Origin of the sequence: Herbiconiux sp. (assembly GCF_023264895.1) — a bacterium.
Lineage (GTDB): Bacteria > Actinomycetota > Actinomycetes > Actinomycetales > Microbacteriaceae > Herbiconiux.
Genome location: NZ_JAHFUY010000032.1, coordinates 30657 through 43701, shown reverse-complemented (window position 1 = coordinate 43701; position 13045 = coordinate 30657). Strand labels below are relative to the sequence as shown.

Genomic DNA, 13045 nt, shown 5'->3' with positions numbered 1-13045 from the left:
CAGGATGAGGGAGAGATCGTCGAGCGTTTGCGTCACAGAGAGAGCCTAAGCCTTGGATTCGGGAAGAGACGAGGGTTCGCCGGAACCCGCAGCATCTGCGGGCGCCGCCGCGGGGAACCCGGCGGCGTGCCGGGTGGCGAGGGCGTCGACGGCCTCGTCGAGGCGGGGGTCGTCGCCGCGGGCGAGCCCCGCGTACTCGACGTGCAGGGTGCCGTCGGCCCGTTCGGCCGCCTTCACCCACACCCGTCGCCGCGGGATGAACAGCGACGTCAGCAGCCCGGCCGTGACCAGGATGGCGAACAGCAGCACCCAGCCTTGGGTCGCGTCATGGTTGACGTCGAACGACGCGAAGCGCTTCACATCGTCGAGGCTCACGGTGCCGAGACCGTTCGGCAGCTCGGCCTCCTGACCGGGCACGAGCTCGATCGAGTCGACACCGGTCGATCCGCCCGTGAGCTGGTTCATGCTGTCGGTGTCGAGCGAGTAGACGGATGCCGGCACGCCGCCGTCGAGACCGAGGTCGCCGTCGTAGACGTTGAGGGTGAGCACCGGGTACTCCAGCGACGGGAACGAAGAGAAGTAGGCGCCCGTGGCTGACTCCGCCTGCGTGGGGTAGAAGAAGCCGATGAGGCCCACCTGCTCGGCGAGGCCATCCGGGATCTTCACGACACCGAGTGAGGTGAGGTTCGAGTCCTGCGGCAGGAACGGCACCGAGTCGGTGAAGACGACCTCGCCCTCCGTGTCGCGCACCGTGATGGTGGGCGCGTAGCCGTTGCCGAGGAGGAACACGTCGGTGCCGCCGATCTTGAGCGGCTCATTGACCTTGATGGCCGCGTCGGACTCCTGGCCGCCCTCGCTCGTCGTGACCGAGGCGGTGTAGTCCAGCGGCTGGCCGAAGGCGTTGTTCGGCTGGGTCTCGTAGGTGGCCTCGAACTCGTCGAGGGTGATGGAGTAGGGCGCGAGCTGGCTGTCGTTGAAGAACCGGCCCGGGTTGAACGAGTCGTAGGCGAGCAGCGTGTTCACGAAGGTCTGGCCCTCCACCACCACGCGCTGGCCGGTGTAGCCGAACCCTCCGCCGATGCCCACCGCGAGCAGGACCCCGACGAGCGCCGAGTGGAAGACGAGGTTGCCGGTCTCACGCAGGTAGCCGCGCTCGGCCGACACCGAGACGACCTCCTGCCCGGTGCGCTTGTCGACGTTCGTGAACACGACCGTGCGGTAGCGCTGCCGCTTGAGCAGGGCGCGCGCGGACTCGATGACCGAGGCGGCCGAGCGATCCGGAGCGCCCTCGAGCTCGCGCGTGGTGAAGCCCGCGAGCCGCGACAGCCGCGCCGGGGTGCGCGGCGGCTTCGCGCGCAGGGCCTCGAAGTGGTGCTTCGTGCGCGGGATGACGCAGCCGATGAGCGAGACGAACAGCAGCAGGTAGATCGACGAGAACCAGACCGAGGTGTAGACGTCGAAGGCCTGCACCGAGTCGAGCACGGGCGCGAGGTCGGGGTTGTCGACGAAGTACTGCGTGACGCCGTTGGGGTCGGCCGCACGCTGCGGCACGAGGGATCCGGGCACGGCGGCGAGGGCGAGCAGCAGCAGGAGGAACAGCGCGGTGCGCATGCTCGTGAGCTGCCGCCAGAACCAGCGCAGCCAGCCGACCGGGCCCAGCCGGGGCTGGGTGATCTCGGTGGAGTCGTAGTGATCAGACGGGCGTGACATAGCCGGTGATCACCGCCTGCAGCTCGTAGACCCAGATCGTCCAGAGGCCCGAGACCATCAGGATGCCGATGAGCACGAGCAGGGCGCCGCCGATGATGTTGATGGTGCGGATGTGGCGCTTGAGGAACGCGACCGAACCCGCCACCCACTCGAACCCGAGGGCCACGAGCAGGAAGGGCACGCCGAGGCCGATGCAGTAGAAGAGGCCGAGCAGCACGCCGCTCCACGCGGAGCCGCTCGTGAGGCTGAGCGCCTGGATGGCGCTGAGGGTCGGGCCGATGCACGGGGTCCAGCCGAGACCGAAGACGATGCCGAGCACCGGGGCGCCGATGAGCCCGGTGGCCGGTCGCCAATTCGGCTTGAAGGTGCGCTGAAGGAAGCTGAACTGCCCGATGAACACGAGGCCGAGCACGATCACCACGGCGCCCATGATGCGCGTGATGGTGTCCTGCCACTGGATCAGCCAGAAGCCGAGGGCCCCGAAGACGGCGGAGTAGGCCAGGAAGATGAGCGAGAAGCCGAGGATGAACAGGGCGATGCCGAGCAGCATGCGGCGGCGCCCGGCTCGGCGTGCGGCCTTCTCGTCGCCACCGGACGCGGTGCCCGCGGCCCTCCCCGCCTCGGAGATGCCCCCGATGTAGCCGAGGTAGCCCGGCACGAGCGGCAGCACGCACGGGGAGGCGAACGAGACGAGGCCTGCGAGGAGGGCGACCGGGATGGCGAGCAGCAGCTGACCGCTCAGCACGATCTCGGCGAAGGGGTTGTCCACGTCAGCCGGCCTCGGATGCCTCGGGCTCGGCGGTCGCGCCGGCTCCGGAGGCGCCTGGCAGGTTCGACTTCACGAGCGTCTCGAGGATCGACGCCTCCGTGACGCGCCCGAGGATGCGTGCGGCGACCCGCCCCTCGGTGTCGACCACGAGGGTGGTGGGCACGGCGTTGGCCGCGATCCTGCCGGAGAACGCGAGCTGCAGCGCTCCGTCGGTGTCGACGACGGAGGGGTAGGTCACACCGAAGGTCTTCGCGAACGACTGGGCGGTCGACGCCTGGTCGCGCACGTTCACGCCGAGGAAGGAGGCTCCCTGGCCGGTGTACTCGGTGTTGAGCTCTTCGAGCAGGGGCGCCTCGGCGCGGCAGGGGGCGCAGCCGGCGTACCAGAAGTTGACCACGAGCACCTCGCCCGCGTAGTCGGCGGAGGAGATCGTCTCGCCGTTCTCGTCGACGCCCTCGAACTCGATCGGCTCGCCGCGGTCGGCCTCGGCGATCTCGGTCACGGCGCCGTCACCCGCGATGTAGCCCTTGTTGGTGCCCTCGCGGTACTGCTCGGCGAGCGGGTCATTCGAGCAGCCGGTCAGCACGAGGGCCGCGGCGGCGAGCGCGGCCACAGCAGCGAATCGCAGTCTCATACGGCTCCCACGTCGACGGCGGCAGCGGCGAGGGGGGCGCCCGGATCGGAGTACCCCACCTCCACGAAGCGGCCGTCGCGGCGCTCGAACGTCGTGATGCTGGAGAGTGCGCAGCGGCGCTTCCGCGGATCGTGCGGCAGTCGCTCGCCCACGATCGCGCGGTGCGCCATCCAGATCGGGAGCTGGTGGCTGACCATGACGACGTCTCCGTCGCCCGCCTTCTCGGCGGTGTCGAACGCGTCGTCCATGGCCGCGAGCATGCGACCGGAGATGCTGCGGAAGGCCTCGCCCCAGGCCGGCCGCCACGGGTTGTAGAGGTGTCGCCACATCCGCGGGTCCCTGAGCGCTCCGCCCTTGCCCTTCATGCGCCGGCCCTCGAACGCGTTCGTGGGCTCGATGATGCGCTCCTCGATGCGCGGCGGCAACCCGAAGGCGGCCACGATGGGCTCGCCCGATTCGCGGGCGCGCTGCAGAGGAGAGGTGTAGATCGCGCTCACCGGGCGAGCGCGCAGGGACAGGTCGTTCGCGGCGGCCGCCGCCATCCGCTTGCCGAGGTCGGAGAGCCCGAAGTTCGGCAGTCGCCCGTAGAGCACTTCGTCGGGGTTGAAGACTTCACCGTGACGGACGAGATGGAGTTGGGCGGCGGGCACGGCATCCAGTCTACGATCGCGGTCGCCGTGTATCCGCCGAGAACCGGATCGTGTAGCTCAGCTACACCAGAGCTGTAGAACTATGAGATTGTGCTGAACAGTTGTAGCGACTGGAATAGAGAGGAAGAAAGGCACCGACCATGACCATCATCACCCTCTCCGCTTTCGCTCTCGTCTCCGTCGCCGGCATCGCCGCGACCGTCCGCGCCATCGGGATCGACGGCTACCGCCGCATCCCCACGCGTCGCGCCTGAGCCCCCCCTCGCGAGGCGTCCCCCGGCCCGGCCTGGTGCGCGGGCCCGGTGCGCACCTGGCCCGCCCGGTAGACTCCTCTACCGTGACCGAACCGACTCGCACCCTCGTCAAGAACCTCTCCGCCCTCGAAGCCGGCCCCGTGGTCGTCTCGGGCTGGGTGGACACCGTTCGCGACCAGAAGAAGGTGCAGTTCGTCGTGCTGCGCGACGAGTCGGGGGCCGTGCAGCTCGTGAACCCGCGCACCGACGAGACCGAGGCGATCTCCGAGACCATCTCCGGCCTCGCCCAGGGCTCCTTCATCACCGTGACCGGTGAGCTCAAGCACGACGAGCGCGTGAAGCTCGGCGGCATCGAGGTCAAGCTCACCTCGCTCGAGGTCGTGGCCGCCGCCATCCCCGAGACACCCATCGCACCCGACTCGGGCGTCGACAAGCGCATGGACTGGCGCTTCCTCGACCTCCGCCGCCCCGAGCAGAACCTCGTCTTCCGGGTGCAGACCACCCTCGAGCACGCCTGGCGCACCTACTGGGTCGAGCACGACTTCATCGAGATCCACACCCCCAAGCTCATGGCGTCGGCGAGCGAGTCGCGCGCCGAACTGTTCGAGGTCGACTACTTCGAGGGCAAGGCCTACCTCGCCCAGAGCCCGCAGTTCTTCAAGCAGATGGCGCAGCCGGCCGGCTTCGGCAAGGTCTTCGAGGTCGGGCCCGCGTTCCGCGCCGACCCCTCCTTCACCTCGCGGCACGCGACCGAGTTCACGAGCGTCGACGCCGAGATCTCCTGGATCGACTCGCACGAAGACGTCATGCAGCTGCACGAGGAGCTCATGGTCGCGGGGCTCCGCGCCGTCAAGGAGAAGCACGGCGACGAGATCAAGGCGCTCTTCGACGTCGACATCGAGGTGCCCTCCCAGCCGTTCCCGCGCATCCCGCTCGCCGAGGCGAAGCGGATCGTGGCTGAGAACGGCTACGTCGTGCCGCGCGAGGACGCCGACATGGACCCGGAGGGCGAGCGCCGCATCGCGGCCTACGTCAAGGAGACCTACGGGCACGACTTCGTGTTCCTCACCGACTACGACTCGAGCATCCGGCCGTTCTACCACATGCGCCACGAGGGCGACGGGTCGCTCACCAACAGCTACGACCTCATCTACAACGGCGTCGAGATCTCGACGGGAGCCCAGCGCGAGCACCGCGTGGAGGTTCTCGTGGAGCAGGCGAAGGAGAAGGGGCTCGACCCCGAGGAGCTCGAGTTCTACCTCGACTTCTTCCGCTACGGCGTGCCGCCGCACGGCGGGTTCGGCATGGGGCTCTCGCGCGTGCTGATGCTCATGCTGCACCAGACGAACCTGCGCGAGGTCGTCTACCTGTTCCGCGGGCCGACGCGCCTGACGCCCTAGCCGAGTTTCGGTAGAAATGACGAGGACCGATGCCGTATAGGGCGTTGGTCCTCGTCATTTCTACTGTTACTCGGTCATCGGCCTCAGATCTCGATGTCGACGGAGGCCCGATCCGCCACGAGCGCGGCCACGACGGGCGCGGCGGCCACGTGCGTCGGATGCGCCTGGTACGCATCGAGATCGGCGAGCGTCTCGTAGTCGGCCACGAGCACGACGTCCCAGTTCTTCTCGAAGTACGCCATGTTCGCGCCGACGTTGAGTTCCTTCACCGACGGCACGGTCTCGCGGAGCGCCGACAGCACCCGCACGATCTCGGCGGCATCGGCCTCCTTCTGGGCGGGATCGGTGGCGCGGAGCTTCCAGGCGACGACGTGGCGGATCATGGGGCGGCCTCCAGCAGGGCGGTTCGGAGACGGGCCGGCTCGACCCGCCAGATGGTGTGCACACGGCCGCCGATCGTCACGACCGGGATCTCCTCGGCGAACTCATGGAGGAGCGCCGGATCGTCGAGGATCGACAGCTCGGTCATCGAGACGTCGACCTCCCCGTCGAGCGACGCGATCACCGAGCGCACGACCTCGCGGGCGTCGTCGCAGAGGTGGCAGCCGGGCTTGCCGATGAGGGCGAGGTCGACGGCGGGCACGGTTTCAGCCTACCGAGCGCCGACGAGCGTTCGGCCTCAGAGGGTGAAGTCGGGCTTCACCGTCCACGCCGTGGCCTCCTCGAGCCGCGCGAGCAGGGCGAGCGCGCTCATGGCGGCGTGCTCGAAGCCGAGCCTCGAGTAGACGTCGAGCGCGAGCGGCGGCGGCTCACCGAACTTCGGGATCTCGATCTCGACCCGGGCGCCGCTCTCGAGCTCGATGAACGGATGCACGGTGCCGGCTCCCGACACCGGCCGGTCGACGGCGAGCGCCACGATCGCGAGCGCGTCGAGCTTCGTCACCGCATCGCGGACGACCAGGGTGGCGCAGAACTCGGGGTCAGCCATAGAAGGATCGTGCGCCGGGAAAGCAAAAAGCGCCAGGCCGAAACCTGACGCTCTGCTCGCGTAGCGCGCGAGACGTGAGTCTGGCGCTACTTCTTGTTGCGACGCTGGTGGCGAGTCTTGCGAAGCAGCTTGCGGTGCTTCTTCTTCGCCATGCGCTTGCGACGCTTCTTGATTACAGAACCCACACAAACCTCACACGTATCAGGGAAGACCGCGCAGAACCGGCGGTCAGAGGCTGAAGAGCCTCGGAGAAGTGTAGCAGGAAGCGCTACGCCGAATCGGCGATGTGGTTCTTGACCGCCGACGCCACGGCCGATTCGGGCACGCGGAAGGAGCGGCCGAAGCGGATGGCGGGAAGCTCGCCGGCGTGCACGAGACGGTAGACCGTCATCTTCGAGACGCGCATCATGTCGGCGACCTCGGCGACGGTCAGGAAGCGCACGTCGTCCAGGTCTTCTGCCATGGCGAAACTATAGAGCCCCGGCACCCTCACGGGCAACAGGAGTCACACAGGTCACACAAATGAATCGCACACGCACGACGGCGGGTGGGCGGCGAATCAGCGGCGGAGCTTCGACACCAGATCGTCGGCGACGCTCTTCACGGCGTGCGAGGTGGCGGCCGCCCGACGGCCGACGTTCTGGCCGAACGACGCCGCGGCCGACTTGACCGCATCCGAGGCGTTCTCCCACAGCTCGTCCTCCTCCGCTGTGTCGAAGTCGGCGGAGAGGAAGGGGATCAGCCAGTCCTCCACGTCCTCCAGCGGTGAGACGTCGATCTTGTAGAAGCGGTGCTGGCCCTCTTCGCGCACGGCGACGAGTCCGGTGTCGCGCAGCACCTTGAGGTGCTTCGAGACGGTCGGCTGGCTCAGCTCGAGCTGGGCCACGAGCTCGGAGACGCTGTACTCGCCGTCTCCCGCTCCGGAGGCGCTCACCTGGTCGGTGGCGACGTAGCGTTCGAGCAGCAGCGACAGGAGCTGGCGCCGCGTGGGGTCGGCGATCACGGAGAAGATGTCGGCCATTCCCCAAGGCTAGTGGGGTGGCTCCCGATCCGCGCCACCGCGAGTAGCATTGCACCGTTCACCGAGGGGCGGCCGACATCCGGCGCCGATGCCCGGCCGAAGCGAGGAACTGGGATGAGCATCCGCAGCAGCGTGGCGAGCCGCAACCCGTTCAATCGCAGCCGCACCTGGGCCGGCCGTGTGCGCCAGGGCATGCGCGAGTTCTCGGAGAAGTCGCCGTCGCGGTTCGCGATCCTCATCTTCGCGAGCCTCATCCTCATCTTCACGGTGCTGTTCTCGCTGCCCATCTCGGCCGCCTCGGGCAAGGTCACGGGCCTCGCCGACGCCCTCTTCACCGCGGTCTCGGTCATCTGCGTCACGGGGCTCGCCACGGTCGACATGGCCACTCACTGGTCGGTGTTCGGGCACGTGGTCATCTACATCGGCGTGCAGATCGGGGCGCTCGGCGTGCTCACGCTCGCGAGCATCCTGGGGCTCGTCATCTCGCGCCGGCTCGGCCTCCGCGCACGGCTCATCGCGGCGAGCGACACGAACCCGCTCCGGATGCATCATGGCCCGGTCGCCGAGGGACAGGCCGTTCGCCTCGGCGAGATCGGCTCCCTGCTCGCCACGGTGGCCATCAGCGCCCTCGTGATCGAGCTCGTGATCGCGGCGCTCCTGCTCCCCCGCATGCTCATCGACGGCATCCCGGTGGGCGAGGCCATCTGGCACAGCCTCTACTACTCGGCGATGGCGTTCACGAACACCGGGTTCGCGCCCAACGCCGAGGGGCTCACGCCGTTCGCCAACGACTACTTCTTCCTCACCATCCTCATGGTGGGCGTCTTCCTCGGCGCCATCGGCTTCCCCGTCATCTACGCGCTCGCCCGCACCCTCGGCGCCTGGCGGAAGCGCAAGAAGGGGCACGGTCCGGATCTGCGCGTGCGCTGGTCGGTGCACGTCAAGCTCACGCTCGTCACGAGCGCGCTCCTGATCGTGGCGGGTGCCGTGCTCTACATCGTGCTCGAGTTCGACAACCCCAAGACCTTCGGCACCCTCAACGCGGGCGACACCGTGTTCCAGAGCTTCTTCCTGTCGGTGATGACGCGATCGGGCGGCTTCTCGACCATCAACATCCCCGACCTCAACGGCTCGAGCCTGCTCGTGACCGACATGCTCATGTTCATCGGCGGCGGCTCCGCCTCGACGGCAGGCGGCATCAAGGTCACGACCCTGGCCGTGCTCTTCCTTGCCGCGTTCGCCGAGGCGCGCGGTGTGCAGGACATGGAGTCGTTCGGCCGCCGGATCCCCGGCGACGTCCTGCGCCTCGGTGTCTCGGTCGTGCTGTGGGGGGCGACGACCGTGGCTGTGTCCTCCATCCTCATCCTGCAGATCTCGAAGGCGCCCCTCGACTTCGTGCTCTTCGACGTCATCTCGGCCTTCGCGACCTCGGGACTCACGACGGGTCTCACCGCCTCGCTCCCCGACGCCGGGGTCTACATCATGGCGGCCACCATGTTCATGGGCCGCGTTGGTACTGTGACACTTGCCGCAGCCCTGGCCGCCAGCCAGCGACAGCAGCTCTACAAACGCCCGGAAGAGAGGCCCATCGTTGGTTGACCGCATCAAGCACGACGCCCCCGTGCTCGTCATCGGCCTCGGCCGGTTCGGGGCCGCGACGGCGGGCGAGCTCGACCGCCTGGGTCGCGAGGTGCTCGCCATCGACGAAGACGAGCGGCTCGTGCAGAAGTGGTCCGAGCGCGTGACGCACACGGTGCAGGCGGATGCGAAGAACGTCGAGGCCCTGCGCCAGATCGGCGCCGCCGACTTCCAGGTGGCGGTCGTGGCCGTCGGCTCCTCGATCGAGGCCTCGGTGCTCATCACCGCCAACCTCGTCGACCTCCGCATCCCGCAGATCTGGGCGAAGGCGATCTCGCGCTCGCACGGCAAGATCCTCGAGCGCATCGGCGCGAACCACGTCATCTACCCCGAGGCCGAGGCCGGCGAGCGCGTGGCGCACCTCGTCTCGGGCCGCATGCTCGACTTCATCGAGTTCGACGACGACTTCGCGCTCGTGAAGATGTACCCGCCGAAGCCCATCCGCGGGCTCAACCTCACCGAGTCGGGGGTGCGGTCGAAGTACCACGTGACCGTGGTGGGCGTGAAGAGCCCGGGCAAGCCATTCACGTACGCCACGGAGTCGACCGTCGTGTCGAACCACGACCTCATCATCGTCTCGGGCAAGAGCTCGGACATCGAGGTGTTCGCGGCGCTCGGGAACTGAGTTGGTGCCGCGCCGCCGCTGCTGCGGCGCGGGCGGCATGCGGTGCCGGTCGGCGGGAGTGTGTCAGCCGGCGGCGAGCTCGCGGGCCCGGGCGAGGGCGGCGTCGGTGGCGCGGGCGAAGAGGCGCGAGAGGTCCGCCTCCTGGAGCACCGCCAGAGCGCGCTCGGTGGTGCCCTTGGGGCTCGTGACCTGGATGCGGAGGTCGGTGGGCGTCTCGCCGCTCTGCACGAGGAGCTCGGCGGCCCCCGCGAAGGTGCCGTTGACGAGCTCGGCGGCCTGCTCGGGCGTGAACCCCTTCTGCACAGCCGCCTCCGTCAGAACCTCTATCAACAGATACACGTAGGCGGGGCCCGAACCGGAGATGGTGCTGAGAGCATCGAGCTGTGATTCCGGCACCTCCACCACAGTCCCCACCGTCTCGAAGAGCGAGCGCACCAGGGCGAGTTCCTCCGCGCTCGAGCGCGTCCCCGCCGAGAGCCCGGTCACGGCCTTGCCCACGACGGCCGGCGTGTTCGGCATCGAGCGGATGACGGAGACCGAGGCGGGCAGGTGCTTCTCGAACGTGCTCACCGTCACCCCGGCCGCCACGCTCACCACGATCGCGCCGTCGTCGAGGGCATCGGCGATCTCGTCGAGGAGGTCGGGCACCATGGCGGGCTTGACCGCCACGAGCACGATCGCCGCACCCGAGACGGCCTTGCGGTTGGCCTCGGGATCGTCGTCGGTCGCGAAGGCGGTCACCCCGGCCGTGCCGTCGAAGTCGGCGGCCTTGGCGGCCGAGCGGTTGGTCACGCGGAGGCCGCCCTGCACCTCCACGCCCGGAGCGAGCAGACCGCTCAGGATGGCGCGGCCCATCGACCCGGCACCGAGGAGCGCAATCGAGGGGAGCGCTGTCGAGGGCAGCGCTGTCGAGGGCAGCACTGTCGAGGGCACGTGGTCGGACTCGTCGGTTGATGCGGCGGGGCTCATGCCCCCATCCTAGAATTGGCCGATCATCCGGCGACGAGGAAGAGGATTTCGTGAGCGCATCAGGTGGCACCAGGGCGATCATCGCGGCACTGCTGGCCAACATCGGCATCGCCCTCGCCAAGTTCGTCGCGTTCCTCATCTCGGGCTCGTCGTCGATACTCGCCGAGAGCGTGCACTCGCTGGCCGACTCCGGCAACCAGCTGCTGCTCCTCCTGGGCGGTCGCAAGGCGAAGAAGAAGGCCGACAAGGAGCACCCGTTCGGCTACGGCCGGGAGCGCTACGTCTACGCCTTCGTGGTGTCGATCATCCTGTTCTCGGTCGGTGGCGTGTTCTCCATCTACGAGGGCATCGAGAAGATCGAGAATCCGCACCCCATCGAGGCGCCGTGGATCCCGATCGGCGTGCTCCTGGTCGCGATGGTGCTCGAGGGGCTGTCGCTGCGCACAGGTGTGAAGGAGTCGAACCACCACCGCGGCAAGCAGACCTGGGTGCAGTTCGTGCGCCGGGCCAAGGCCCCAGAGCTGCCCGTGGTGCTGCTGGAGGACACGGCGGCGCTGTGCGGCCTCGCGTTCGCCCTCGTGGGTGTGAGCCTCTCGGTGCTCACGGGCGACGGGCTGTGGGACGGCATCGGCACGCTCTTCATCGGGGCGCTGCTCGTGGCGGTCGCGATCATCCTCGGCATCGAGACCAAGAGCCTGCTCGTGGGCGAGGGCGCGAGCGATGCGGATGCGGCGGCGATCGAAGCGGCCATCGCCGGCACACCGAAGGTCGATCGCGTCATCCACATGAAGACCCTCTACCTGGGGCCCGACGAGCTGATGGTCGGAGCGAAGATCGCACTCGCGCCCGAGTCGGAGCTGCGCGACGTGGCGGAGACGATCAACGAGGTCGAGCGTCGCATCCGGTCTGCTGTGCCGGTGGCGCGGGTGATCTACCTCGAGCCCGACGTGTTCGTGGAGCCGCTCGAGGTCGAGGCCAACACCTCCGCGATCATCATCAAGAGCGCGGATTGAGCGTCGAGGCGAGCGCGCCGCCGCCCCGCCGCGCCGCGGTCGTCCGGCACGCCGAGGTGGTCGGGCTCGGCAACTTCGGCCCCGTGCTCGAGGCCCGCGGCCACGAGATCGAGGTCGTCGACGTGCTCGTGGGCCACTCGGCCGCCGAGGTCGGTGCGGCGCTCGAGCGCGTCGCCGATGCCGACGTGCTCCTCGTGCTCGGGTCGACGGCGGGCGTGTACGAGGCGGATCGGCACCCGTTCATCGCGCCCGAGATCGCGTTCGTGCGCTCGCGGCTCGAGGCCCGACGGCCGATCCTCGGGGTGTGCTTCGGTGCGCAGGTGATCGCTGCGGCGCTCGGTGAGGAGGTGCGGCGGGGGCCCTTACCTGAGGTCGGCTACCGCGCCGTCGAGCCCACCGTGGCCGGGCGGTCGTCGCCCGTGCGGCACGTGACCGGCACCCCGATGGCCCAGTGGCACGGCGACACCTTCGACCTTCCGGCTGCGACCACCCTGCTCGCGTCGTCCGAAGCGTACGAGAACCAGGCCTTCGGGATCGGCGAGTGGCTGCTGGCGGTGCAGTTCCATCCCGAGCTCACGGATGCGATGCACGAGGAGTGGCTGGTCTCCGACGCCGCCTACCTCCGGCGGCACGGGATCGACGCCGACCTCCTGCGGGCGGAACGTGCTCGGCACGGGGCCGCGCAGCAGGTTGCGTCGGCGCGCCTGCTCGGCGAGTACCTCGACGGACTCGAGCGGGGCGACGGGCTCGAGGGACTCGACGGACTCGACGGATTCGGCGGCGTCGCTCGCCCGTAGGGCTCGATCGCGGCGGACGGGTCGGCATCCGCGGGCTGGCTGATGAGTTTCGACGCATCTGCGTGAGACCGACCGCGTATACGGCGTCGGTCTCGCGAATTCGCGTACTTACCGGCCCCCGAGGGCTGGCTTCGGGGCTCTTCCGGGCTCGCGGAAGAAGCGAGTCAGGAGCTCACCGCACTCGTCGGCGTCGAGGCCCGCCACCACCTCCACACGGTGCTGCAGGCGGCGGTCGCGCAGGAGGTCGTGCACGGAGCCCGCGGCCCCCGCCTTCTCGTCCCAGGCGCCGAAGACCACGCGCGGGATGCGGGCGGCGAGGATCGCACCGGCGCACATGACGCAGGGCTCCAGGGTCACCACGAGGGTCGCGCCCGGCAGCTGCCAGTCGCCCATCGCGGCAGCGGCCTCGCGCAGGGCGACGACCTCGGCGTGCGCGGTCGGGTCGCGGTGCAGCTCGCGCTCGTTGCGTCCGCGGCCGATGACGTTCCCGTCACGATCGAGCACGACCGCGCCGACGGGCACGTCGCCGGTCTGGAGCGCAGAACGGGCCTCCGCCAGCGCGAGAGCCATCCATTCG

At 69.0% G+C, this 13045-nt stretch carries 17 protein-coding genes; 5 read left to right on the top strand and 12 right to left on the bottom strand.

Translation table 11 applies throughout. The features are described from left to right. Positions 1-45: 45 nt before the first annotated feature. The 4 genes from Q0D57_RS07480 to Q0D57_RS07465 are packed head-to-tail and all read right to left on the bottom strand — an operon-like array spanning position 46 to position 3763. Positions 46-1710, bottom strand: coding sequence for a cytochrome c biogenesis protein ResB (locus Q0D57_RS07480; protein ID WP_291040597.1), 1665 nt, complete (start codon positions 1708-1710; stop codon positions 46-48). Continuing rightward, positions 1694-2479 (bottom strand): cytochrome c biogenesis protein CcdA, encoded by a 786-nt coding sequence (locus Q0D57_RS07475; RefSeq protein ID WP_291040593.1) that lies wholly within the window; start codon positions 2477-2479, stop codon positions 1694-1696. Before Q0D57_RS07475 ends, Q0D57_RS07480 begins: the two co-directional genes overlap by 17 nt. Position 2480: 1 nt before the next feature. Next, positions 2481-3113, bottom strand: a complete 633-nt coding sequence (locus Q0D57_RS07470) for a TlpA disulfide reductase family protein (protein WP_291040587.1) — start codon at positions 3111-3113, stop codon at positions 2481-2483. Beyond that, a complete protein-coding gene (locus Q0D57_RS07465) occupies positions 3110-3763 on the bottom strand; it encodes a histidine phosphatase family protein (protein ID WP_291040584.1) in 654 nt (217 codons plus the stop codon). Before Q0D57_RS07465 ends, Q0D57_RS07470 begins: the two co-directional genes overlap by 4 nt. A gap of 337 nt (positions 3764-4100) precedes the next feature. Here Q0D57_RS07465 and aspS point away from each other — a divergent pair, with 337 nt between their 5' ends. Further along, complete coding sequence (aspS, locus tag Q0D57_RS07460; protein WP_291040581.1) at positions 4101-5417, top strand: aspartate--tRNA(Asn) ligase; 1317 nt, start codon at positions 4101-4103, stop codon at positions 5415-5417. Between the two features lie 83 nt (positions 5418-5500). Here aspS and Q0D57_RS07455 read toward each other — a convergent pair whose 3' ends face one another. The 6 genes from Q0D57_RS07455 to Q0D57_RS07430 form a co-directional block, all read right to left on the bottom strand. Next, the gene (locus tag Q0D57_RS07455; protein WP_291040577.1) at positions 5501-5800 is read right to left on the bottom strand and encodes a Dabb family protein; all 300 of its coding nucleotides are present in this window, start codon (positions 5798-5800) and stop codon (positions 5501-5503) included. Beyond that, positions 5797-6060 carry a glutaredoxin family protein gene (locus Q0D57_RS07450; protein WP_291040565.1) on the bottom strand — a complete coding sequence of 88 codons (264 nt, stop codon included), beginning with the start codon at positions 6058-6060 and terminating at the stop codon, positions 5797-5799. The genes Q0D57_RS07455 and Q0D57_RS07450 overlap by 4 nt, the downstream gene beginning before the upstream one ends. 36 nt (positions 6061-6096) lie before the next feature. After that, on the bottom strand, positions 6097-6405 hold the full coding sequence (locus tag Q0D57_RS07445; RefSeq protein ID WP_291040562.1) for a hypothetical protein: 309 nt from the start codon (positions 6403-6405) through the stop codon (positions 6097-6099). An 86-nt stretch (positions 6406-6491) separates the two neighbouring features. Continuing rightward, on the bottom strand, positions 6492-6590 hold the full coding sequence (locus Q0D57_RS07440) for an AURKAIP1/COX24 domain-containing protein (protein WP_003792170.1): 99 nt from the start codon (positions 6588-6590) through the stop codon (positions 6492-6494). A gap of 83 nt (positions 6591-6673) precedes the next feature. After that, entirely contained in the window at positions 6674-6868 is a 195-nt protein-coding gene (locus tag Q0D57_RS07435; RefSeq protein ID WP_259530019.1) for a helix-turn-helix domain-containing protein, read from the bottom strand. Positions 6869-6964: 96 nt separating this feature from the next. Further along, positions 6965-7426, bottom strand: coding sequence for a metalloregulator ArsR/SmtB family transcription factor (locus Q0D57_RS07430; RefSeq protein WP_291040559.1), 462 nt, complete (start codon positions 7424-7426; stop codon positions 6965-6967). Between the two features lie 192 nt (positions 7427-7618). On the opposite strand from Q0D57_RS07430, the gene Q0D57_RS07425 reads away from it, so the two are divergent. Both Q0D57_RS07425 and Q0D57_RS07420 read left to right on the top strand, forming a co-directional pair. Continuing rightward, entirely contained in the window at positions 7619-9025 is a 1407-nt protein-coding gene (locus Q0D57_RS07425) for a potassium transporter TrkG (protein WP_291040618.1), read from the top strand. Beyond that, entirely contained in the window at positions 9018-9689 is a 672-nt protein-coding gene (locus tag Q0D57_RS07420; protein WP_259530017.1) for a TrkA family potassium uptake protein, read from the top strand. The genes Q0D57_RS07425 and Q0D57_RS07420 overlap by 8 nt, the downstream gene beginning before the upstream one ends. 63 nt (positions 9690-9752) lie before the next feature. Here Q0D57_RS07420 and proC read toward each other — a convergent pair whose 3' ends face one another. After that, entirely contained in the window at positions 9753-10658 is a 906-nt protein-coding gene (gene proC, locus Q0D57_RS07415) for a pyrroline-5-carboxylate reductase (protein WP_291040552.1), read from the bottom strand. A 50-nt stretch (positions 10659-10708) separates the two neighbouring features. Here proC and Q0D57_RS07410 point away from each other — a divergent pair, with 50 nt between their 5' ends. Beyond that, positions 10709-11671, top strand: a complete 963-nt coding sequence (locus tag Q0D57_RS07410) for a cation diffusion facilitator family transporter (protein ID WP_291040549.1) — start codon at positions 10709-10711, stop codon at positions 11669-11671. Further along, on the top strand, positions 11668-12468 hold the full coding sequence (locus tag Q0D57_RS07405) for a gamma-glutamyl-gamma-aminobutyrate hydrolase family protein (protein WP_291040544.1): 801 nt from the start codon (positions 11668-11670) through the stop codon (positions 12466-12468). The genes Q0D57_RS07410 and Q0D57_RS07405 overlap by 4 nt, the downstream gene beginning before the upstream one ends. Before the next feature lie 108 nt (positions 12469-12576). Here Q0D57_RS07405 and tadA read toward each other — a convergent pair whose 3' ends face one another. Then, a complete protein-coding gene (tadA, locus tag Q0D57_RS07400) occupies positions 12577-13038 on the bottom strand; it encodes a tRNA adenosine(34) deaminase TadA (protein WP_291040615.1) in 462 nt (153 codons plus the stop codon). Positions 13039-13045: the final 7 nt, after the last annotated feature.